General features: G+C 59.2%; 15 protein-coding genes. 6 read left to right on the top strand and 9 right to left on the bottom strand.

The genetic code is table 11. The features are described from left to right. Positions 1 to 45: 45 nt before the first annotated feature. The 7 genes from cmk to mtnA form a co-directional block, all read right to left on the bottom strand. A complete protein-coding gene (cmk, locus tag NK667_RS03975) occupies positions 46 to 735 on the bottom strand; it encodes a (d)CMP kinase (protein WP_054051914.1) in 690 nt (229 codons plus the stop codon). After that, the gene (locus tag NK667_RS03970; protein WP_054614074.1) at positions 732 to 2,939 is read right to left on the bottom strand and encodes a bifunctional prephenate dehydrogenase/3-phosphoshikimate 1-carboxyvinyltransferase; all 2,208 of its coding nucleotides are present in this window, start codon (positions 2,937 to 2,939) and stop codon (positions 732 to 734) included. Before NK667_RS03970 ends, cmk begins: the two co-directional genes overlap by 4 nt. A 28-nt stretch (positions 2,940 to 2,967) precedes the next feature. Next, the gene (hisC, locus tag NK667_RS03965) at positions 2,968 to 4,080 is read right to left on the bottom strand and encodes a histidinol-phosphate transaminase (RefSeq protein WP_054613902.1); all 1,113 of its coding nucleotides are present in this window, start codon (positions 4,078 to 4,080) and stop codon (positions 2,968 to 2,970) included. Positions 4,081 to 4,090: 10 nt separating this feature from the next. Then, a complete protein-coding gene (gene pheA, locus NK667_RS03960) occupies positions 4,091 to 5,185 on the bottom strand; it encodes a prephenate dehydratase (RefSeq protein ID WP_028620536.1) in 1,095 nt (364 codons plus the stop codon). Beyond that, positions 5,185 to 6,270, bottom strand: coding sequence for a 3-phosphoserine/phosphohydroxythreonine transaminase (serC, locus tag NK667_RS03955; RefSeq protein ID WP_054613901.1), 1,086 nt, complete (start codon positions 6,268 to 6,270; stop codon positions 5,185 to 5,187). The genes pheA and serC overlap by 1 nt, the downstream gene beginning before the upstream one ends. Positions 6,271 to 6,517: 247 nt before the next feature. Further along, positions 6,518 to 9,181: a DNA gyrase subunit A gene (gene gyrA / locus NK667_RS03950; protein ID WP_054051909.1), complete on the bottom strand. Its 2,664-nt coding sequence runs from the start codon at positions 9,179 to 9,181 to the stop codon at positions 6,518 to 6,520. Between the two features lie 424 nt (positions 9,182 to 9,605). Beyond that, positions 9,606 to 10,682, bottom strand: a complete 1,077-nt coding sequence (mtnA, locus tag NK667_RS03945) for an S-methyl-5-thioribose-1-phosphate isomerase (protein ID WP_054051905.1) — start codon at positions 10,680 to 10,682, stop codon at positions 9,606 to 9,608. Positions 10,683 to 10,790: 108 nt separating this feature from the next. Between mtnA and NK667_RS03940 the strand changes: the two genes are divergently transcribed. From NK667_RS03940 to NK667_RS03920, 5 genes are all read left to right on the top strand, one after another. Continuing rightward, positions 10,791 to 12,125, top strand: coding sequence for a TRZ/ATZ family hydrolase (locus NK667_RS03940; protein ID WP_054613900.1), 1,335 nt, complete (start codon positions 10,791 to 10,793; stop codon positions 12,123 to 12,125). Positions 12,126 to 12,183: 58 nt separating this feature from the next. Then, positions 12,184 to 12,882 carry a bifunctional 2-polyprenyl-6-hydroxyphenol methylase/3-demethylubiquinol 3-O-methyltransferase UbiG gene (gene ubiG, locus NK667_RS03935; RefSeq protein WP_010461694.1) on the top strand — a complete coding sequence of 233 codons (699 nt, stop codon included), beginning with the start codon at positions 12,184 to 12,186 and terminating at the stop codon, positions 12,880 to 12,882. 4 nt (positions 12,883 to 12,886) lie between these two features. After that, positions 12,887 to 13,558: an N-acetylmuramic acid 6-phosphate phosphatase MupP gene (gene mupP, locus NK667_RS03930; RefSeq protein WP_054613899.1), complete on the top strand. Its 672-nt coding sequence runs from the start codon at positions 12,887 to 12,889 to the stop codon at positions 13,556 to 13,558. A 152-nt stretch (positions 13,559 to 13,710) separates the two neighbouring features. Then, the gene (locus tag NK667_RS03925; RefSeq protein ID WP_007899713.1) at positions 13,711 to 14,451 is read left to right on the top strand and encodes a YciK family oxidoreductase; all 741 of its coding nucleotides are present in this window, start codon (positions 13,711 to 13,713) and stop codon (positions 14,449 to 14,451) included. 375 nt (positions 14,452 to 14,826) lie between these two features. Further along, positions 14,827 to 15,753, top strand: a complete 927-nt coding sequence (locus tag NK667_RS03920; RefSeq protein WP_054613898.1) for a GGDEF domain-containing protein — start codon at positions 14,827 to 14,829, stop codon at positions 15,751 to 15,753. 139 nt (positions 15,754 to 15,892) lie between these two features. Here NK667_RS03920 and NK667_RS03915 read toward each other — a convergent pair whose 3' ends face one another. Further along, on the bottom strand, positions 15,893 to 16,654 hold the full coding sequence (locus tag NK667_RS03915) for an iron-containing redox enzyme family protein (protein WP_283777401.1): 762 nt from the start codon (positions 16,652 to 16,654) through the stop codon (positions 15,893 to 15,895). Between the two features lie 78 nt (positions 16,655 to 16,732). Continuing rightward, the gene (locus tag NK667_RS03910) at positions 16,733 to 19,192 is read right to left on the bottom strand and encodes an EAL domain-containing protein (RefSeq protein WP_054051892.1); all 2,460 of its coding nucleotides are present in this window, start codon (positions 19,190 to 19,192) and stop codon (positions 16,733 to 16,735) included. Positions 19,193 to 19,509: 317 nt separating this feature from the next. Here NK667_RS03910 and NK667_RS03905 point away from each other — a divergent pair, with 317 nt between their 5' ends. Continuing rightward, complete coding sequence (locus NK667_RS03905; protein WP_063869660.1) at positions 19,510 to 24,168, top strand: deaminase domain-containing protein; 4,659 nt, start codon at positions 19,510 to 19,512, stop codon at positions 24,166 to 24,168. Position 24,169: the final 1 nt, after the last annotated feature.

The following is a 24,169-nucleotide window of genomic DNA, read 5'->3' as shown; positions in this document are numbered from 1 at the left end:
AGAAGCAGCGCAAGACTATGACTGGTCCCCTGCGCAGCTTCTTGGTCACCCGGCGATATCGCGAATGGCGATCTCGCTCATGATGCGTTCCAGCACCTGATCGATGGATAATTCCGTGGAATCCAGCTGTATGGCGTCAGCCGCCGGTTTGAGCGGGGCTACCGCTCGCTGGGTGTCACGCTCGTCGCGGACACGTATCTCATCTAGCAGACTCGACAGACTAACACCATCGACTTTGCCCTTCAACTGCAAGTATCGACGGCGCGCACGCTCCTCGGCACTGGCAGTGAGGAATATCTTCAGCGGCGCGTCGGGAAATACCACCGTGCCCATGTCGCGGCCATCGGCCACCAGGCCCGGCGGTTCCTGGAACGCCCGCTGGCGTTGCAGCAGCGCATCGCGCACCGCCGGCAGCGCAGCGACCTGGGAAGCCCAGGCACCGACCTGCTCATTGCGCAGGTCATCGGTGACATCGTCACCTTCAAGGATGATCCGCTGCGGATGACCTTCGGTCGCGCCGACGAACTGCACGTCCAGATGAGCGGCCAGCAGTTTCAGCGACTCTTCATTGGTCAGATCGACGCCATGATTGCGTGCAGCGAACGCCAACAGTCGATACAGCGCACCGGAATCCAGCAGGCACCACCCCAGACGCTTGGCCAGAATCCCGGCAATAGTGCCCTTGCCCGAACCGCTAGGTCCGTCGATGGTGATGACCGGTGGCTTGATAATCACGACTGAGCCTCTTGTGCAACACGGATACCGACCTGTGCGCACAGCGCCAGGAAATTCGGGAACGAGGTCGCGACGTTGGCACAATCGTGGATGCGGATCGGTGCCGTGGCGCGCAGTGAAGCCACGCTGAAGGCCATGGCAATCCGGTGATCGCCGTGACCGTGCACTTCGCCGCCGCCGATCAGGCCGCCGTCGATGATGATGCCGTCCGGGGTCGGCTCGCACTTGACGCCCAGCGCCAGCAAGCCATCGGCCATGACCTGGATCCGGTCTGACTCCTTGACTCGCAGCTCTTCAGCGCCGCGCAAGACGGTGCGCCCTTCGGCACAGGCCGCTGCCACGAACAGCACCGGGAACTCGTCGATGGCCAGCGGAACCAGCGCCTCGGGAATCTCGATACCTTTGAGTTTAGCTGCCCGTACGCGCAGGTCAGCGACAGGTTCACCACCCACTTCACGCTGGTTTTCCAGCGTGATGTCGGCGCCCATCAGGCGCAGGATGTCGATCACGCCGGTACGGGTCGGGTTGATACCGACGTGCTCAAGCACCAGCTCCGAACCTTCGGCAATCGACGCAGCCACCAGGAAGAACGCCGACGACGAAATATCTCCCGGTACTTCAATGTGGGTGGCGGTCAGCTTATGGCCGGACTCGACCGACGCCGTTGCACCGTTGACGCTGACCGGGTAGCCAAAGCCGCGCAGCATGCGCTCGGTGTGATCACGGGTGGGCGCTGGCTCGGTGACGGTGGTCTTGCCTTCAGCGTACAGACCCGCCAGCAGCAGGCAGGACTTAACCTGGGCACTGGCCATCGGCATGGTGTAGGTCAGGCCTTTGAGCTTGTTACCGCCACGAATGGTCATCGGTGGACGACCTTCTGCAGCAGTCTCGATCACGGCACCCATTTCACGCAGCGGATTGGCCACGCGATTCATTGGACGCTTGGACAGCGAGGCATCACCGGTCAGGGTGCTGTCGAAGTTCTGTGCCGCCAACAGGCCGGACAGCAGACGCATCGACGTGCCGGAGTTGCCCAGATAGATCGGACCTGGCGCAGGCTTCAGGCCATGTAGGCCGACACCGTGGATGGTCACGCGACCGTGGTGCGGACCTTCGATCACGACGCCCATGTCGCGGAAGGCTTGCAAGGTCGCCAGGGCATCTTCGCCCTCGAGGAAACCTTCCACTTCAGTGGTGCCTTCAGCCAGGGAGCCGAGCATGATCGAACGGTGGGAAATAGATTTGTCGCCCGGTACACGAATCCGCCCAGTCAGGCGGCCACCAGGTTGTGCCAGGAAAATCAGGTCGTTGGAGTTCATAGCGTCCACATAAGCCCGGCGGGCCAGGATTTTACTGAAATGTTCGCGGGCAACCCGGGCGCGAGTGAATACGCCCAACAATTGGTGCCCATCCCCTGCATCGACCGCGTCGCGCAAGGCGTCGAGGTCGCTGCGAAATGTATCGAGTGTGCGCAGGACAGCTTCGCGGTTAGCGAGGAAGATGTCGTGCCACATGACCGGGTCGCTACCCGCGATTCTTGTGAAATCGCGAAAACCGCCCGCAGCGTAACGGAAGATCTCAAGATTTTCATTGCGCTTGGCCAACGAGTCGACCAAACCGAACGCCAGCAAGTGCGGCAAATGGCTGGTTGCCGCCAACACTTCATCATGGCGCTCGACCTGCATGTGCTCGACATCGGCGCCCAATGCACGCCATAAACGGTCGACCACGGCCAGCGCTGCCGGATCGGTTTGATCCAGCGGCGTCAAAATCACTTTATGGCGACGGAACAGCTCGGCATTCGAGGCTTCCACCCCGCTCTGCTCGGAACCGGCAATCGGATGCCCCGGCACGAAGCGCGCCGGCATGCCGCCGAAGGCTTCGGTGGCCGCACGCACCACATTGCCTTTGGCGCTGCCAACATCGGTCAGGATCGCCTGACCCAGATCCATTCCGGCCAAACGCGCGAGCATTTTTTCCATGGCCAGGATCGGTACGGCCAGCTGAATCACGTCAGCGCCCTGGCATGCAGCGGCCAAGTCGTCTTCGCAGCGATCCACCACGCCCAGTTCTACCGCCAGTTTGCGCGATTGCGGATCGAGATCGACCCCGACCACTTCGCGGCACAAGCCACTTTCGCGCAAACCCTTGGCAAACGAACCACCGATCAACCCCAGACCGACCACCACCAGGCGCCCGATCATAGGTTCAGCAGATTGCAGTGCAGTGACATCAACCACGAGCCAGAACCTTGGTCAGCGCCTCAAGGAAGCGACTGTTTTCAGCCGACAGACCGATGGTGATGCGCAAGTGGTTCGGCATGCCGTAATTGGCCACCGGACGCACGATCACGCCTTCACGCAGCAAACCCTGGAAGACCGGCGCAGCGACCTGCCCCAGATCGACGCAGATAAAGTTGCCCTTGGACGGAATCCAACTCAGCCCCAACTCACGAAAACCCGCTTGCAGTTGCAGCATGCCGGCTTCGTTCAGGCGACGGCTTTCAGCCAGGTATTCGGCATCCTGCAACGCAGCGCACGCAGCGGCGAGGGCCAGGCTGTTGACGTTGAATGGCTGACGTACGCGGTTCAGCACATCGGCGACCACGGCGGTGGATAAGCCATAACCGACCCGCAATGCCGCCAGGCCATAGGCCTTGGAGAACGTGCGCGAAACCAGCAGGTTCGGATAAGCGGCGAGGAAATCCAGGCCATCCGGCAAGTCGCTGCCTTCGGCGTATTCAATGTAGGCCTCATCCAGCACTACCAACACATGGGCCGGCACGTCCTGCAGGAATTCGTCCAGCGCTTCGGCGCCGAACCAGGTCCCGGTCGGGTTATTCGGGTTGGCGATGAACACAACGCGGGTGTCGGCATCGATTGCCGCCAGCATTGCCGGCAGGTCATGGCCCCAGTCTTTGGCAGGAATAACCCGCGCTTCAGCACCTACGGCCTGAGTCACGATCGGATAGACCGCGAACGCGTGCTCGCTGAACACCGCATTCAGGCCCGGCGCCAGATACGCGCGGGCAACCAGCTCCAGAATGTCATTGGAACCGTTGCCCAGCGTCACTTGGTTAAGCTCGACGCGGCACTGCTCAGCCAGCAAGGTCTTGAGCGCAAAACCATTGCCATCGGGATAACGGGTCAGCTCGGCCAATTCTTCGCGAATCGCGGCCAATGCCTTTGGACTGGCACCCAGCGGGTTTTCATTGCTGGCCAGTTTGACTATTTTGGCCGGATCGATGTCCAGCTCGCGCGCCAGTTCGTCCACAGGCTTGCCTGGAACGTACGGCGAAAGTTGTTGCACGCCCGGCTGTGCCAGAGCGAGGAAGTCACCACTCATTTGCTACCCCTTAGAGAACTGCTTTCGGGTAGGAACCCAGCACTTTGAGTGCTACTGCTTCCTGACTGATCTTTTCCAGCACACCTTTGATCAATGGATCACGGTGATGGCCGACGAAGTCGATGAAGAACACGTAGGTCCATTTACCGCTGCGCGACGGACGAGTCTCGATCCGCGTCAGATCGATGCCGTTGTCGTGGAACGGCACCAGCAGCTCATGCAGGGCGCCGGGCTTGTTGCTCATGGAGACGATGATCGACGTCTTGTCGTCGCCGGTCGGCGGCACTTCCTGGCTACCGATCATCAGGAATCGCGTGGAGTTGTCCGGGCGATCCTCGATTTTCTCCGCCAGACGGGTCAACCCGTACAGGCCCGCAGCCATGTCGCCGGCAATCGCCGCCGAGTTCCACTCACCCTTGACCCGCTTGGCCGCTTCGGCGTTGCTGGACACCGCCACGCGCTCGACATTCGGATAATGGGCGTCCAGCCACTTGCGGCACTGGGCCAGGGACTGGGCGTGGGAATAGATGCGGCTGATGCTGTCGGTCTTGGTGTTTTCACCGACCAACAGGTGATGGTGGATCCGCAGCTCGACTTCGCCACAGATCACCATGTCGTGCTCCAGAAAGCTGTCGAGGGTGTGGTTGACCGCGCCTTCGGTGGAGTTTTCCACCGGGACCACGCCAAAATTCACCGCACCGGCCGCCACTTCACGGAATACTTCGTCGATCGCCGCCATTGGCTTGCTGATCACTGCGTGGCCGAAATGCTTCATGGCCGCGGCTTGAGTAAATGTACCTTCAGGGCCGAGGTAAGCCACTTTCAGCGGCTGCTCGAGCGCCAGGCACGAGGACATGATTTCGCGGAACAACCGCGCCATCTCTTCGTTGCCCAGAGGCCCCTGGTTACGCTCCATCACGCGCTTGAGCACCTGGGCTTCACGCTCAGGACGATAGAACACCGGCACTTCGCCTTCGGCCAGCGAGGCCATCTTTACTCGCGCAACTTCCTGGGCGCAGCGTGCACGCTCGCTGATCAGCTCCAGGACTTTGGTGTCCAGGGCATCAATGCGAACGCGCAGTGCCTTGAGTTCTTGCTCAGACATTAGCCGTGTTCCTTCTCGAACTCTGCCATGTACGAAATCAGTGCGTTGACCGCAACGATGTCGACGGCGTTATAGATGGAGGCGCGCATGCCACCCACGGAACGGTGACCCTTGAGGTTCAGCAGTCCGCGTTCGTCGGCGCCGGCCAGGAATGGCTTGTCCAGACGATCGTCAGCCAGGCGGAACGGCACGTTCATCCACGAGCGATCCGACTTGTTGATCGGGTTGCTGTAGAGGCCGCTGGCGTCGATGAAATCGTACAGCGTGCGCTGTTTGACTTCATTGAGCTTGCCGATGGCTTCAACACCACCCTGCTCTTTCAGCCACTCGAATACCAGACCCGACAAGTACCAGGCCAGGGTCGGCGGGGTGTTGTACATCGAGCCGTTATCGGCCGCGACCTTGTAGTTGAGCATGGTCGGGCACAGCGAACGGGCGTGACCGAGCAGGTCTTCGCGAACGATGTTGACCAGGATGCCGCTCGGGCCGATGTTTTTCTGGGCGCCGGCGTAGATCATGCCGAAACGCGAGATATCCACCGGACGCGAGAGAATGTCCGAGGACATGTCCGCCACCAGCGGAATGTCGCCGGTTTCCGGGATCCAGTTGAATTCCAGGCCGCCAATGGTTTCGTTCGGCGCGTAGTGAACGTAGGCCGCGTCTTTCGACAGGTTCCATTCGTTCTGGCCGGGAATAGCGAAATAGTCGTAAGGCTTGGCAGTCGCGGCAACGTTGACGTGGCCGTAGCGCGAAGCTTCTTCGATGGCTTTCTGCGACCAGATACCGGTGTCGATGTAGTCGGCCGAGCCACCTTCAGGCAGCAGGTTCAGCGGAATCTGGGCAAATTGCTGGCTGGCGCCGCCTTGCAGGAACAGCACTTTATAGTTCGAAGGGATATTCAGCAGATCACGCAGATCCTGCTCGGCCTTGGTAGCAATGGACACGAACTCATCGCTGCGATGGCTCATTTCCATGACCGACAGGCCCTTGCCGTGCCAATCGAGGAGTTCACCCTGAGCGCGCTTCAGGACAGCTTCAGGCAGCGCCGCAGGACCGGCACAGAAGTTATAGGCTCTCTTGCTCACATCCAATCTCGCTCTGATTTGGTGGTATCACGCAGTAAATCTGAAAATTCAAAATCCTGTAGGGGTCGTAGGAGCCGTAGGAGCTGTCGAGTGAAACGAGGCTGCGATCTTTTCCCTGCATCTGCGAAGCAAGATCAAAAGATCGCAGCCTCGTTTCACTCGACAGCTCCTACATGTCCTACAAGTCCTACATTCAAACAGGAGAAACAAGAAGGGGCGAATCTTCATCCGCCCCCTGCTTGTCCGCTTATTCCTGCGGTTCTTCGTCGGCTGCAGCGTCGAGTTGCTGGTCGTCGGCAACGTCGTCGATCACGACTTCACCGTCGAACACCGCACCTGCTTCGCCCTCTTCACCTTCGAGCTCTTCGCCCTCGACTTCCGACGGCTCCTGGACCCGCTCCAGACCGACCAGCGTTTCGTCGCTGGCCAGTTTGATCAGGGTCACACCCTGGGTGTTACGACCCAGGCTGGAGACTTCGTCGACGCGAGTACGAACCAGGGTGCCCTGGTCGGAAATCAGCATGATCTCCTCGCCGTCGAGCACCTGGACTGCACCGACCAGGCGGCCGTTACGGTCGTTGCTGACCATGGCGATAACGCCCTGACCGCCACGCTTGTACTCAGGGAACTCGGTGATCGCCGTACGCTTGCCGTAACCACGCGCCGAAGCGGTGAGGATCTGGCTGCCTTCTTCCGGGATCAGCATGGAAATCAGCTTCTGGCCTTCAGGCAGACGCATGCCGCGCACACCACGAGCGGTACGGCCCATGGCGCGAACGTCGGTTTCCTTGAAGCGAGTCACCTTGCCGCCATCGGAGAACAGCATGACTTCGCGGCTGCCATCGGTAATGGAAGCAGAAATCAGCACGTCGCCTTCATCCAGCTCCAGCGCGATCAGGCCGACGCTGCGTTGACGGCTGAAGGATTCCAGCGGGGTCTTCTTGACGGTGCCTTTGGCGGTCGCCATGAAGATGAAGTGACCTTCGGTGTATTCGTCGACCGGCAGCATGGTGGTGATGTATTCATCACTATCCAGCGGCAGCAGGTTGACCAGCGGACGACCACGGGCTGCACGGGACGCTTCCGGAATTTCATAGGTTTTCAGCCAGTACACTTTGCCTTTGCTGGAGAACAGCAGCAGCGTGGTGTGACTGTTGGCGACCAGCAGGTGAGCGATGTAGTCCTCATCTTTGACGCCAGTCGCCGATTTGCCTTTACCGCCACGACGCTGAGCCTGGTACGCAGCCAATGGCTGGGTTTTGGCGTAGCCACCGTGGGAGATGGTCACGACGCGCTCTTCTTCCGGGATCATGTCACCCAGGGTCAGGTCGAGACGGGCATCGAGAATTTCGGTGCGGCGCACGTCGCCGTATTCGGCGCGGATCACTTCCAGCTCTTCGCGGATCACTTCCATCAGGCGCGTGGCGCTGCTGAGGATGCGGATCAGTTCGCCGATCTGGTTGAGGATCTCTTGATACTCGGCCAGCAGCTTCTCGTGTTCCAGACCGGTCAGACGGTGCAGACGCAGTTCCAGAATGGCTTGCGCCTGCTCCGGCGACAGGAAGTACTTGCCTTCGCGCAGACCGTATTGCGGGTCCAGGGTCTCTGGACGGCACGAGTCGGCACCGGCGCGCTCAACCATCGCGACCACGGCGGAAGATTCCCACGCAGTCTTGATCAGCGCTTCTTTGGCTTCCGACGGCGTCGGCGAAGCCTTGATCAGGGCGATGACCGGGTCGATGTTCGACAGGGCAACCGCTTGACCTTCAAGGATGTGGCCACGTTCGCGGGCTTTGCGCAGCTCGAACACGGTACGGCGGGTCACCACTTCGCGACGGTGACGAACGAAGGCTTCCAGCAGGTCCTTGAGGTTCAGGATCCGTGGACGGCCGTCGATCAGCGCAACGATGTTGATACCGAACACCGCTTGCAGCTGGGTCTGGGCGTAGAGGTTGTTGAGGATCACCTCAGGCACTTCGCCGCGACGCAGTTCGATCACGACGCGCATACCGTCCTTGTCGGACTCGTCGCGCAGTTCGGTGATGCCTTCCAGCTTCTTCTCTTTGACCAGCTCGGCGATCTTCTCGATCAGACGGGCCTTGTTCAGCTGGTACGGGAGTTCGGTGATGACGATCTGCTGGCGGCCACCGACCTTGTCGATGTCTTCGATCATCGAGCGGGCGCGCATGTAAATGCGGCCGCGACCGGTGCGGTAGGCTTCGATGATGCCGGCGCGACCGTTGATGATCGCGGCGGTCGGGAAGTCCGGACCAGGGATGTATTGCATCAGCTCATCGATGGTCAACTCAGGGTTGTCGATGAGGGCCAGGCAACCGTCGATGACTTCACCGAGGTTGTGCGGCGGGATGTTGGTCGCCATGCCCACGGCGATACCGCTGGAGCCGTTGACCAGCAGGTTGGGAATACGGGTCGGCATGACCGCCGGGATCATTTCGGTGCCGTCGTAGTTCGGCACCCAGTCCACGGTTTCTTTGTGCAGGTCAGCCAGCAGCTCGTGCGCCAGCTTGGTCATGCGCACTTCGGTGTATCGCATGGCCGCGGCGTTGTCACCGTCCACCGAACCGAAGTTGCCCTGACCGTCTACCAGCAGGTAGCGCAAGGAGAATGGCTGCGCCATCCGAACGATGGTGTCGTACACCGCGGTATCACCGTGAGGGTGATACTTACCGATCACGTCACCGACAACACGGGCAGATTTCTTGTACGGCTTGTTGAAGTCGTTGCCCAGCTCGCTCATCGCGAACAGCACACGCCGGTGCACGGGCTTCAAGCCATCGCGCGCATCCGGCAGTGCCCGCCCGACAATTACGCTCATCGCGTAGTCGAGGTAGGACTGCTTCAGCTCGTCTTCGATATTGACCGGGAGGATTTCTTTGGCCAGTTCGCCCATGAGAAGCCTGATTCCTTTTTCTGGTGAAACTTCGTCACATCCATATGGGACGAACGAAGCTCGCCGATGCCGACTGATTGCCATGCACCGACTTACGACAAATCAACGAGTTATGCCATGGATCTGCGCAGTAAAGACAACCCCGTGGGACTGCCTCGGAAAACGCCGGATGTTATCACAAGAGCCGCCACGCACCTATCCCCCAGATGCGCATGGAGCATAGTTAGTTGACCGGTGACAGGCTTAAAGGGGACGAGAGGGGCTTAGAGCCGCCACAACCCCCTATTCATAAGCAAAATATGGGGTAGCAGGAGAGGTAGACCGCGTCATCGTTCTTCGCGGGCAAGCCTCGCTCCTACAGAAATGTGGAACCTGTAGGAGCGAGGCTTGCCCGCGAAGGCAATTTATCTGACAAAAAATACCGTCAATGCAGACGCTTGCGGCACATCAACTGCGCCATTTTCGCGGTATCCGGACGCTCGACGATGCCCTTCTCGGTGACGATCGCATCGATCAGGTCCGCCGGTGTCACGTCGAATACCGGGTTGAAGGCATCGACATCCGCCCCGACCCGCTTGCCGCCGACTTCCAGCAACTCGCTGCCGTCGCGCTCTTCGATCGGAATGTCGTCGCCACTGGCCAAATTCATGTCGATGGTCGAACTCGGCGCTACCACCATAAAGCGTACGCCATGGTGCATGGCGCTCACGGCCAATTGATAAGTGCCGATCTTGTTCGCCACGTCGCCATTGGCGGTGATCCGGTCAGCGCCGACGATCACCCAGGTAATGCCTTTGGTTTTCATGATGTGGGCGGCGGCGGAGTCGGCGTTGAGGGTGACGGGAATGCCTTCATTGGCCAGCTCCCACGCGGTCAACCGCGAACCCTGCAGCCAGGGACGGGTTTCGTCGGCGTAGACACGCTCGACCATGCCTTCAATAAAGGCGCCGCGAATCACCCCCAGCGCCGTGCCGAAACCACCGGTAGCGAGGGCGCCGGTGTTGCAATGGGTCAGGATCGCCTGGGCATTGCCCTGATGCTTGCGGATCAGGTCCACACCCAGTTGGGCCATGGTCAGGTTGGCTTCGCGGTCACTTTCGTGGATCGCGATGGCCTCGGCCTCCAGCGCTGCCAGAGGATCGGCATCGCCCTTGAGACGGTCCAGGCGGTCACGCATGCGGCTCAGGGCCCAGAACAGATTGACCGCCGTTGGACGGGAATCCGCCAACAACGCGTAATCCTCTTCCCACGATGCCTGCCAGTCATCGCCTTCGGCAATCCGGGCGCGGGCTGACAGCACCATGGCATAGGCTGCACTGATGCCGATCGCCGGCGCACCGCGCACCACCATCGAGCGAATGGCCTCGGCCACGCCAGCAGCGCTGGTATAGGCGATCCAGGTTTCCTCGAATGGCAAAATACGCTGATCCAGCAGGTACAGGGCACCATCACGCCAATCGATGGCCTTAACTTTCTCTGCAGCCAATAGTCGATCGCGCATCCTTCACCCCGCACTCATGAACAAAAGCCGCCGATTATAGCGATCCCCCCGCGAAGACGCTCGGGTATACTTCGCCATCCTTTACAAAAGCACTGGAACCGATCTTCGATGCCGAAACCTGCCGTTGCGCTCGACTTATTATTGCTGCCGACCTGGCTGGTACCCGTCGAACCCGCTGGCGTGGTTCTCAAAGAGCACGGCCTGGGCATCCGCGACGGTCGCATCGTGTTTATCGGCCCGCGTGCCGAAGCGCTGAAGTGTAACGCGACCGAAGTCCGCGAGCTCCCGGATGTTCTGCTCAGCCCCGGCCTGGTCAACGCCCACGGCCACGCGGCGATGACGCTGTTCCGCGGCCTGGCTGACGACCTCCCGTTGATGACCTGGCTGGAAAACCACATCTGGCCGGCCGAGGCCAAGTGGGTCGATGAAGAGTTTGTGCGCGATGGCACGGACCTGGCGATTGCCGAACAGCTGAAAGGTGGCATCACCTGCTTCTCTGACATGTATTTCTTCCCGAAGGTTGCCAGCGAACGCGTGCATAACAGCGGCATTCGCGCGCAAATCGCAATTCCGATCCTCGATTTCCCGATTCCCGGTGCCGCCACGGCGGATGACGCCATTCGTCAGGGCGTGGAATTGTTCGGCGATCTCAAGCACCACGAACGCATCAAAATCACCTTCGGCCCTCACGCGCCCTACACCGTGGGCGACGAGAACCTGGAGAAAATCCGGGTGATCGCCGAGGAGCTGGACGCAGCGATTCACATGCACGTCCATGAAACCGCTTTCGAAGTGCAGCAAGCAGTCGAACAACGTGGCGAACGCCCGCTGGCCCGCCTCGGCCGCCTGGGCTTGCTTGGGCCGCGCTTCCAGGCGGTTCACATGACCCAGATCAGCGATGAAGACCTGGCCTTGCTGGTAGAAAGCAACACCAATGTGATTCATTGCCCGGAATCGAACCTGAAACTGGCCAGCGGTTTCTGCCCGGTGGAACGCCTGTGGCAGGCCGGGGTTAACGTAGCCATCGGAACCGATGGCGCCGCCAGCAACAATGACCTCGACCTGCTCGGAGAAACCCGCACCGCCGCAATGCTGGCCAAGGCTGTCGCCGGCTCGGCCACCGCGCTGGACGCCCACCGCGCCTTGCGCATGGCCACCCTCAACGGCGCCCGCGCGCTGGGCATCGAGACCGAAACCGGCTCGCTGGAAATCGGCAAGGCTGCCGACATCGTCGCGTTCGACCTGTCCGGCCTGGCCCAGCAACCGATCTACGACCCGGTTTCGCAACTGATCTACGCCACTGGCCGCGATTGTGTGAAACACGTTTGGGTCGCCGGCAAGCAACTGCTCGACGACAAGCGCCTGACGCGCCTGGATGAAGCACAACTCTGCGCCACGGCCAAGGCCTGGGGCCAGCGCATCAGCGGCCATACCGAATCGTAAGCACCTCGGGCGCACGCCCGGGGCAACAGGATTTTTCAAGTTTTAGAGGACTTAAACCATGAGCAACGTCGACTACGCTGAAATCGCCAAATTCGAAGCCCTGGCCCATCGCTGGTGGGACCGCGAAAGCGAGTTCAAACCGCTGCACGACATCAACCCGCTGCGGGTCAACTGGATTGACGAACGGGTCAACCTGGCCGGCAAGAAAGTCCTCGACGTCGGTTGCGGCGGCGGCATCCTCAGCGAAGCCATGGCCCAGCGCGGCGCCACAGTCATGGGCATCGATATGGGCGAAGCGCCGCTGGCGGTCGCGCAGTTGCATCAACTGGAATCCGGCGTGAGCGTCGAATACCGCCAGATCACCGCCGAAGCCCTCGCCGAAGAAATGCCTGAGCAGTTCGACGTGGTCACCTGCCTGGAAATGCTCGAACACGTGCCGGATCCCTCTTCGGTCATCCGTGCCTGCTTCAAGATGGTCAAGCCGGGCGGCCAAGTGTTCTTCTCGACGATCAACCGCAATCCGAAGGCTTACCTGTTCGCCATCATCGGCGCCGAATACATCATGAAGTTGCTGCCCCGTGGCACCCACGACTTCAAGAAATTCATCCGCCCGTCCGAGCTGGGTGCCTGGAGCCGCATGGCCGGCCTGACCGTCAAGGACATCATCGGGTTGACCTACAACCCGCTGACCAAGCACTACAAACTGGCGGCCGACGTGGACGTCAATTACATGATCCAGACCCTGCGCGAGGAGTAAGCCGATGCGAATCAGAGCAGTCCTTTTCGACATGGACGGCACCCTGCTCGACACTGCGCCGGACTTTATTGCCATCTGCCAGGCGATGCGCGCCGATCGCGGCTTGCCGCCGATGAACGACAAGCACATTCGCGACGAGATCTCCGGCGGCGCCAAGGCGATGGTCGCGGTGACTTTCTCCATGGACCCGGAGTCGCCAGGCTTCGAGGAGCTGCGCCTGGAGTTCCTGGAGCGTTACCTCAAGGATTGCGCGGTTCACAGCAAACTCTTTGACGGCATGGGCGAGCTGCTGGCCGACATCGAGAAAGCCAAACTGATCTGGGGCGTGGTGACCAACAAACCATTGCGATTTGCCGAACCGATCATGCAGCAACTGGGATTGGCCGAGCGCTCGGCGCTGCTGATCTGCCCGGATCATGTGAAGAACAGCAAACCGGACCCGGAGCCGTTGATCCTGGCCTGCAAGATGCTCGACCTGGACCCGGCCAGCGTGCTGTTTGTCGGCGATGACCTGCGCGATATCGAGTCGGGCCGCGACGCCGGCACCAAGACCGCCGCCGTGACCTATGGCTACATCCATCCGGACGACAACCCGCGGCATTGGGGCGCGGATGTGGTGGTGGATCATCCGCTGGAGTTGCGCAAGGTGCTGGATAGCGCGTTGTGCAGTTGCTAAGAATCGATTTTCCAATCCTGATTTCGGGTTGTCGGCGCTGACGCCTTCGCGAGCAAGCCCGCTCCCACATGGATCTCGCTGTACCTGTGGGAGCGGGCTTGCTCGCGAATGGCCACGCCGCGGTCTGCATTCTGATTTGTTGAGGTTTTTTTATGTTTGATTATTCCGCCCGCCCTGAATTGCTCAAGGACCGGGTCATCCTGGTCACCGGCGCTGGCCGTGGCATCGGCGCTGCGGCGGCGAAAACCTACGCCGCCCACGGTGCCACCGTATTGTTGCTGGGCAAGACTGAAGCCAACCTGACTCAGGTCTACGACGAGATCGAAGCAGCCGGGCATCCACAGCCGGCGGTGATCCCGTTCAACCTGGAAACCGCCCTGCCCCATCAATACGATGAGTTGGCGGCGATGATCGAGACTGAGTTCGGCCATCTCGACGGCTTGCTGCACAACGCGTCGATCATTGGTCCGCGTACGCCGATCGAGCAGTTGTCCGGCGAAAACTTCATGCGCGTCATGCATGTCAACGTCAACGCCATGTTCATGCTTACCAGCACTTTGCTGCCGTTGCTGAAGCTGTCGCAGGACGCCTCGGTGGTGTTCACCTCAAGCAGCGTCGGGCGCAAGGGCCGGGCGTACTGGGGCGCTTACGGTGTCTCCAAGTTTGCCACCGAAGGGCTGATGCAAACCCTGGCCGATGAAGTCGATACCGTGGCACCGGTGCGCTCCAACAGCATCAACCCCGGCGCCACTCGCACCAGCATGCGCGCCCAGGCTTATCCGGGTGAAAACCCGTTGAACAACCCGACGCCCGAAGAGATTATGCCGGTCTACCTGTACCTGATGGGCCCGGACAGTACGGGCATCAATGGCCAGGCGTTCAACGCTCAGTAACGCCCGCACGTCGCTTTTGTGCCGCGACATTTAACCGTCGCGGCACATTACAATCGCTGCAACTTCTGCCCTTTCCAGTCAAACAAATGCCGCCGATCTCGGCGACATTTCTCGAAGAACGCTCTAATCCAATGAATTAGAACGGTTTTTATCCGAATGAACCGAATGGCACGACTTTCGCTCTAATTTTGTTCAGACACGCAGTGTGACAGCAGCTGGCGTTAGCGCCTGAGTCGATAGGTTACTTATATTCGGCAAAGCGGACTAAACTCGTACCAAATGTCCTACGGGACTGATGGACCAGTATGACGCGCAGCCCAAAGCCGCTCTCACCCAGCCTGTAAGACAGCCTTACTGCTTAGGGGCTCACGCCATATGAAATCGCCTTCCCAGACCAACGCAATTGACTTCGATAGCGCCAAATTGCAACGCCTGGGCTTTGGTCAGCAGCCTCCTCTCCTGGAGCGGCCGGTCAGTCTCGCGCAATTGCGCCAGCAACTGGGCCTGCAACTGCAAACCAGTCTTGAGCCGCAACGCATTCTCGGGCTCTTTTTCCGCGAAATTCAGCGCCTTGTTCCCCTGGATGCCTTGAGCTATGAGCACAAGACCAGTGACCTGCGTCTTGAATTCGGTCAGCGCGGTCATCATACGGTCAGCTACAGCCTGAGCCATGAAGGTGAACATCTGGGTGAGCTGGTGTTCCGCCGCAATCAGCGTTTCAACGAACAGGAACAAGGCAATCTGGAGTCGCTACTGTCGGCGCTGCTGTATCCGATGCGCAACGCCCTGCTCTACCGCGCCGCGACCCAAAGTGCCCTGCGTGACCCGCTCACCGGCACCGGCAACCGTGTCGCGATGGACCAGACCCTGCAGCGGGAAATAGAAATGTCACGGCGTCATTTGCAGCCTTTGTCGTTGCTGATGCTCGACATTGACCACTTCAAACGGGTCAATGACAGCCACGGGCACAGCGCCGGCGATGAAGTACTCAAGGCGGTTGCCGCCTCGATCAAAGGCCAGTTGCGCAACGTGGACATGGTGTTCCGGTTTGGCGGCGAGGAGTTTTTGATTCTGCTGTCCAACACCACGCGGGAAGCGGCGGCGATGGTCGGCGAACGCCTGCGGTTTGCTGCCCAGGCTCAGGAATATTGCGCCGATGGCCAAGTGATCGAGCTGACGGTCAGCCTCGGTTGCTCGACCTTGCTGCCCGGCGAGTCCGCCGAAAGCCTGTTGCGCCGAGCCGACAGCGCGCTGTACGTGGCCAAGCGCGAAGGACGTAATCGCCTGGCGATGGCGGGCTAAGCACTTAGCCACACCGCATAACCAATGTGGGAGCGGGCTTGCTCGCGAAGACGGACTGACAGTCACCCTTTAAGTCGACTGATCTACCGCTTTCGCGAGCAAGCCCGCTCCCACATTTGGTTTGTGTTGCCTTAAGGGATCAACTCTCGACCAACGCCATCCTTTCCCGAGCTACCGGCGCCCGTTCAGCGTGTTCCTGCTGCATGCAGCGCTCCAGGAACAGGAACATGTAGTCGTAGCTCTTGCACACCGCTTGGCGCAGTTCCACTTGCAGCGCTTTGCTCGGGTTCGTACCCGCGAGGGTGCAGATGATTTCCAGTGCTTCCCATGGATGGGCATCATCGTACTGGGCATGCATCTTCAGCCACTTCATGGCGCGTTTGCGATCTTCCTCGGGGAAGGCTGCCGCATAGACACCACTCGAACACACCAACGCGGACCACTCCCCGGTCGCGCCTTCGATGGCGTAGTTAGTGGCGGCGATGGCCACGATCAGCGAATCCGCCGAACTGGTGTGCCAGCACCAATGGCTCAACGCATGCAGTTCAGGGGCAACCTGTTGTGCTTGCAGATCTTCCAGGCTGACACCGTGCGCGCGGCTCCAGTGCACCCAGTAATCGGCATGATTGAGTTCGACACGAATGTTACGCATCAGCCAGCGACGCGCCATGTCTTCGCCGGGGTGACGAGCGAAGCGGGTCTTGGTGAGGTTTTGTGCCATATATAACGCGAACTGCTCGACCACCGGCCAGCCCCCTATCAGGTACTGACGCATGGTCTTTGCGCTGAGTTTGTTATCTCGCATGCGCTGATACAGTTCGTGTTCGACAACCCGGCGCTTACTCTCGCTGCAATCCTGGATCAGTTGCTGAGCCCAGGCGGGATAACTTGCAGCTTCCATGAGTGGTCCGGTTCGGTTGAATGTGTCGATCACTGTTCGGCTCCTTTTGATTTGTGATTGTAAGATCAGCAAGAGATTTCAACGGAACGTGCCAGGCGCCTTGAATAACAGAGGCTGTGGTCTGGCGGGACGACTTTGCAAGCTGTCACAGGTAAACAATTGCGGGCGTTCTATAACATACCCTTGAGCGTAATCGACACCGATTTCGAGCAATGCCTGCTCGATCTGGGGTGTCTCGACAAACTCGGCAATGGTGCGTTTACCCATGACATGGCCGATGTGGTTAATCACCTCGACCATAGCGCGGTTAATCGGGTCGTCCAGCATGTCCTTTACGAAACTCCCGTCGATCTTCAAGAAGTCTACAGGTAAATGTTTCAAGTAAGCGAACGAGGACATTCCGGCGCAAAAGTCATCAAGTGAGAAGTGGCAACCTAAACCTTTGAGTTCATTAATAAATCTGATTGCACTTCCTAAATTCGAAATAGCGCTGGTTTCTGTAATTTCAAAACAAATCATTTCAGGAGGAATAGCGTAAGTAACAAACTGTTCACGCAGGAAGTCTAAAAACGCCTCATCTCCTATGGTAATACCTGACAGATTAATCGCACACATAGCCAACGGACCTTTGCGCTGTTCGGCAATACATTGCGCGATGATCTTAAATACATTCTCCACAACCCAGCGATCCAGTGACGTCATCAAGCCATAACGCTCGGCGGCCGGAATGAAACTGTCGGGCAAGATCATCCGCCCGGCTTCGTCATGCAGGCGCAGCAGTATTTCAATGTGCCCGCCGCCGTGCTCGACATGCCCCAGGGGTGCAATTTCCTGGGCGTACAGGCAGAAGCGGTTTTCCTCCAGGGCCATGTGCAAACGTTGAACCCAGGCCATCTCGCCGAAACGCAGGGACAGTTCCGAATCGTCGGCGTGGTAGACCTGCACCCGATTGCGGCCCTTTTCCTTGGCCATGTAACAGGCCATATCGGCGGCGCGTAGCGAGGATTCAAGGGTGGTAGGGGTTTGCGCGACATGCACCAGGCCGATGCTGACGGTGGTCAGGAATGGTCGGCCCTTCCAGACAAAGTGCAGGTTCTGCACAGTCTGGCGCAGCACCTCGGCGATTTTTTCCGCATGCTCCGGTGGACAGTTCTCCAACAGGATGCCGAATTCGTCGCCGCCCAGCCTGGCCAGCGTGTCCCCTTCGCGCAGACCGGATTGCAGAAGCGCGCAGATGTGTCGCAGCAGCTCATCCCCCGCCGCATGGCCGCAGGTATCGTTGACCAGTTTGAACTGGTCCAGATCGAGGAACATCAGGGCGTGGCGCCCAGGCTGGCGCGTGAGGTTGTGCAGCGCCTGCTCCAGGCGATATTCGAATTCACGGCGGTTGGCCAGCCCCGTCAAGGCGTCGTGGGTGGCCTGCCAGGACAGGTTGGCGATGTATTGGCGTTCCTGGGTCATGTCGTGCAGCACCAGCACCGTGCCGCTGACCTTGCCGGCATTGCGGATCGGCGCGCCAACCAGGGTCACCGACACCGTGCTGCCATCCAGGCGCTGGATCAGTTTCGAATGCTCGCTGCCGCCGCTGAGCTGGCCACTCAAGATGTGCTCGATCAAAGTAAAGCCGTCGGCCTGGGCATTCTCGTCCAGCAGATTGAACAGCGCCGCCAGCGGCAACCCGGTGGCCTGCTCGGCTTTCCAGTGGGTCATGGCTTCGGCGGCAGGGTTCATATAGGCAATCGCCCCTTCGACATCCGTGGTGATCACGCCATCGCCAATCGACTGCAAAGTAATCTGCGCCCGGTCCTTCTCCAGTTGCAGAGCTTCGGCGAAAGCATGGCGCTGCTTGAGCAGTTTGTGGGTGCGCAGCAATGCCAGGACGATCAGCCCCAGCGCAGTGGCCAGGTTGGTCACCAGCAACAGCCGCAGGATCAATCGCGAGCCCTCGCCCAGCGCGTCGCTGAACGCCTTGGCGGCCGGGGTTACGCTGTCGTTGATGGCAAAGATCTGATCCTTCCAGCGCTTGATATCCGCAGCGGTGGCCTGATTATCGACGACACGCTGGTGCATCTCCCGGGCGACGTCATCGAGTTGCACCAGGTAAGCATCGCCCACAGTCCAGCGGTCGATGGCTTTTTCCAGGTAACTGAAGTGACGAAAGTTGAGGTACAGCCAGATCAGGCTGGCGACGTCGTCCGGATGGTTCCCGCCCTTTAGAATCCCCACGCGTGCGGCTTCGAGGTCCGGCGGCTGCTTGTCCAGCGCCACGCGCAACTCATGCCCACCCTGAGGCACGGCGATGGCATCCTGATATTTGCGGAAGATCGCCTCGTCGCGATTGTCGGCGTAGAGGTTGAGGTAATAGATGGCGTCTTTCTGGCCCTTGGACCACAGGCTTTCGCCGGCCACATAGCCGCGCACCGCCGATAGCACATAGAGGCTGACACCGCCGAGCAACGCTTGAAACAGCACGACGGCGATAAACGGCCAGACGATGCCCAACAATCGTGGCGTTCCGAGAGTCCGTTTTGGCTTCATGAGGTCCCTTGCATTGGCACTGCCCTGATCATCATCCAGATCCCGCCACTCCCGCAAGACTAGGAGGCGATCCCTCTCCCTGCAAGGGGCGGGACGTACACCCGGCGAAGATGCATCGTCCCAGCATAGAGCAACAACGTGACCTGCGCCGTCAGTTGACCGTTAACAGGAGCCGCTGCGACTAGTGATTAGTCGTTTGTATATATATGTACCGCACTTGCTCTTTGCCTACTCGCTTAACTGGGCGCCGGCCCTGCCCTTCCATCAATCAATGGAATGCAGGTTAGCGAGCAACTTTGCGAAGAGAATCATTATTCATGTCCACCGCATTAACAAACACAACCGTACAGTCCGCCACCCACTACACCCAACGACATCAAGGCCAGTTGGAAGACTACAACCTGCTGCTGGCCGCCCTGCGCGATCCTCAACTAGCCGGCGACCAGTTGTTACGACCCAGCCGCTTTTCACCCATGGATCTGGACAGCCGAACAGCACAAGACGCATTGAAGGCTCTGGAACAGCTCACGGAACAAGAAAATCGTGAAGCACCAAGTGTTGAGTCCTACAGCAAGTTGACGATTCCATCAAAAAAGGACCAGCCCACTGATGGAAACCGCACCAGTGTCAGCAAAGCAGTAACACCCCGCTTACCGACTACACATCCTAAATGGCAGGTTTACCAGGATGCCCTGGACAACGCAGTGCAAGCCCTCGGTGGAACGATTCGTCGCGATGGCCAGTTCAGCCTTCAACACATGGCCCGCTACTACGGCAACGCGCCCGGTGATTTGCAAAGCCCTGCTCAACGTCAGTCAGCCATCGACGCACTGGAAGAAAAACGCGCCTGTCATGTGCTTGAACTCGAGAATGGCCTGGAGCTCGACGAACTGTTGCACCACGTTCGACCCGAAGGCCAAAAAGCCCACGAATCCTTGCTCCAGAGGGCTCCGCACCTGGCGCAAGACCCCGCGTTCAAGGACTATCTGGCCCGACGATCCGACGCACTGATTATCGAGACAATAGTCGCTGTTTTACCGCCAAGGACTACGTTGGTTGCTTATTTGAGCTCGGGGTTTGACCTGAAGGTTGAACCTGAAGCGATTCGCGCCAAACCGACGGTCTATCTGCAGAAGCTGCTGAACGTGAATCGGGCCCAAACCCTCGCAGGCCTGTTGATCAAGGCGCTAGGCTGGTATGGCGCCAACCCTGGCGAGCAGACGGCGCCCTCGGTGCGCAACAAACTGGTGTGTCACGCCATCCGCCTGTACTGCCATGCGCCATCCGCCGAGGCGCCCGATGAAATCGCCGGCTACAACGTGCAAAAAACCGGCAACTGGGGGAAAAGCTATCAAAGCATACGGGCCGAATTCGAAGCGCACCTGCTCAAGACTCGCCGTGCATCGTCAGTAAATGAAGCCATTATCCTGGCCCGGATTTATCAGGCAGCGCTTCCAAAAACCTTTTCCATCCGCGACATCCCGGCAGAACTGCCCTACCGCAGCTCGGTCGTTTGGGTGAATTTTGCCCATGCTGTGCTGTTGGCGGAAGCCTTGGGTGAAGGTCTGTTGCAGCGTTTGAGTTTTCAGCAGTTGGTGGAACTGCCACTTGCCTTGAGCGAGGACGCATCCGAAGAAGATCTGGCGAGCATCGCATTGGCACGTGTTGTCCCAGCACTGGAGTGGGCCGTTACCCAAGGCATTGTCATCCAGCGAAAGGACATGGACTACAGCGTCGCTGAAATCGAGCAAGCCGTGAAAGCACTCGATGAGCACAGCGAGCAGTTGCGCAGCGCCATCACCCGGATCGATGTCACTCCGCCGGATCGGCTGGCCATGGCCAAAGCGCAGAAGGACAAGTTATTCCCGGGTGCAGGTTTTGACGATGGTCGCAAACTGGTGTTGAAGGAAAAACCGGCACATGTCGGTCCGGGCCTGCTCAAAACGCCATCATTCGTTGTTTCCTACACCTTTGAGGATGTGTGCGCCGACGGTCAGTTCAATCAGGGCAAGACTTGGCTGATCACTGAAACGGATGGAGAAACCACGGACAACTTATGGGTCCGGATGGATGCTAAACGGAGGCTGTTCACCAACCACTTCAGCGGATTCGATGAGCCTCCCCACGCCCCCTACTTCAATCCTAACCGCAAGGTATTGCCCGATATCTCCGCGCAGTTCCAGACAAAACTGGACGCCCATCTCGTTTCGATCAAAGGCGCTTATGAAACCCTGATCATCAGCCTGTTCGCCACACTGCCGCCGGCTGATCGCCAAATACTGGATCGAGGGAAAGTCCAGTTGCTGTCCCTGCGGGGAGAAACCAAAGACCTCCGGGCCATCTTTGAAAAGCCTGAAATGACCATGCCCCTCAGGACCCGAATGGGCTTTGTCCTGCGAGTCACCCATGAGATACGCTCGTACTACTACGAAGTGCTGCCTAGGACCGGGTTTATCCGCCGCCGCGACGATATCACCTCCGATATGCTCGGCCCCGCGCAGGAATTCGCCTTTTTTACCGCAGGTCCCGGGGCACCTTTTATTCCGGAGCAGGAAACGCTCTTCTCGCTGCATCCCGACCTGGTCAACCGTAGCAAATCACTGCCATTCGATTGGGACGCTCACACCAAAGGGACCGTGCCGAACCAAGACGCGCAGTGCTCCGCCATCCTCGATGCGATTGGTGACTCCTTACCGGCAAAACCTTCGCTGACTCATTTCCCATCGCCCTCCTCACCGCGCTTTCAGGAAATAGCCAAGTTCATCTCTGGCCACTTTCTTTTTGTCGATGAGACCGCACTTCGCGCTTACGCGAGGGGGCAAACCCAGTTCGATATCAAAAGGCAAAAGAACCAGGCAAAACTCCAGGCGCTGAAGAGCTTCGTACCGTTCTGGAGCAGCATCGACGACCTGATGTCTGGCGATGCGAAAACCATTTTGGAGGGTGTGATCGGCCTGGGTGCTGATCTGGCTTCCTTCCTGTTTCCCATCGGCAAGTTCATGTCGGGCTCGCTGAAAATCGCGATGATGGCGGGAAAGGTCAGCGCACGTACCTCATTGCGCTCGTTTGGCACGTTGACGCGTAAATTGATGACCTCCACGCTGAAAAACCTTAACCCTATCGAAGGGCTTCCGACCTTACTCAAGTCGATTGTCAGAAAAGGTATCGTGGGTGTTATCCGCCTCAGCAGTAAAGGGATCCGGAATGCCAGAACCCTGACCGGGTCCGCCGGCAGCTACAGCTTTATCAAAGGCCTGCCCCAGGTGAGCGAACCCGGCCGCTGGCGTCCCTTGATCGAGGGCGATCAACTGGCCAGGTTCAACCGAGTATCCGACGTTCCCACCCGCAGCATTCCCGCCGCCGATGCTACCCCACGCCACTTTCTCGTCGATCCATTATCGTCCAGGCCTTACGGTCCAGGGCTGAGCAACAGCATCGACGGGTTTTCTCCCGGTCGCTCGGCTTATAGCACCGTGGAAAAAACCGACAGTCATGTTGTTGTGCACATTGGCGACAACAACGAGGTGGTGGAGATATTGGAAGTCGATGGCCGAACCACCCTGCTGATCGATGACGTGCCGTATCGCCTGGACGCAGACGTACTGCGCCGCGCGGATGACATGGATATCGGTAACGGCTTAAAGGCATTGCCTTGCCGGATACGTCGCGCCCCCGGCGCGGAGGTTTGCCAGACCCGCTACGTCACCCGCACCCCGGCCCCCACGCCTGACATCGGCCTGTTTGATGACAGCAAAGGCTGGGCGCCATGGTTCGGCGACAGTATCTACACGCCGGCCACCAACAGGGCGGCGATGGAAAGCTTCAACATCGCCACACACCCGTCCTTCCACGCCACGATGGAGTTCCAGAAAGGGATTTATGGGCGAGTCAAAGTCAGCATCCCCGTCGTTGGGGAAGAGCTGGTCGATACCTTTGACGTGGGCACCACGATTGTCGAAGCCATGGACGGATCGAAACACTACCTGTTCACCCGCCTCAACGCCGGGGACTTCTATGTTGCTGAAGTCGCCAAGGGCCACAGCGTGCGTGATGCGTTGACCTTCAAAAAAGCCTCCACCCTTCCCGACGAGGTGCGCAACGAATTGCTGGTGGTTTACACCGGTTCCCTCAACGCCAATAACACCGTGCGCATCCATGGCGTCGAGGCCGTCGAACGCGCCTTGAAGACCATGGAGGAAATCGCCATACCGATTGGTGGCCACGCCAACCCGCCGGACACCCTCAAGTGGTTGAAGGTCGACACCAGCCCTGGTGAAGCGGCGATGTTCGATCATTCGACGCGCATGATCATCAGCAAACTGCCTGAAGGCGCAACGTCTTGGTCACGCAGTAAGGACGCCCCCGAGGCCTTTCGCCAAAGGACGGCGGAGATCTTCGATACACTGTTTCTTAAAACGGTCATAACGCCAAAAAATGCCACCAGCGCGTTGAAAATCGATGCCACGATGCACCAGTTCCACAAATTGCTCCCCTATCGATTGCGCCAGCACAGCGTGCGAAACATCGCTTATGCCGAAGTCATCACTGCCGCTGGGAAACGCGAGGTCTACGTCAGTGTTTCCGGCGCACAGGGCGCTACTGGGCATCTGCCGCTGTTCAAGCATAACCGGGGCATGGATGAAGTCATCGTGGGAGAAACGACCTACTTCAATATCGACCGCAATGCTTCGTTTCCCAGCACGTCGCTGCATGTCACCGATGAAGGCAAACTACTCGCCGTGCCGCACACCATCGGCGACATCGACAACTATCGCCCGGACCTGACCAGCCGCCCCACTTCACTGGACAGTGAAAGCAAACTGATCAGCGTGATCCGCAAGAAATACCCGAATCGGGAGTCGATGAAGTCGGTCGACGTCGCCACGACGATGCCGCCGTGTGATTCCTGCTCGGTGGTGATGAAAGAATTCGCCTACGACGGCGGGGAAAACGCGCTGCAAGTCCTGTGGAAGTGAC

Source organism: Pseudomonas nunensis (assembly GCF_024296925.1).
Lineage (GTDB): Bacteria > Pseudomonadota > Gammaproteobacteria > Pseudomonadales > Pseudomonadaceae > Aquipseudomonas > Aquipseudomonas nunensis.
The sequence above is the reverse complement of the archived record's forward strand: the minus strand, read 5'-3'. Positions and strand labels throughout refer to the sequence as shown.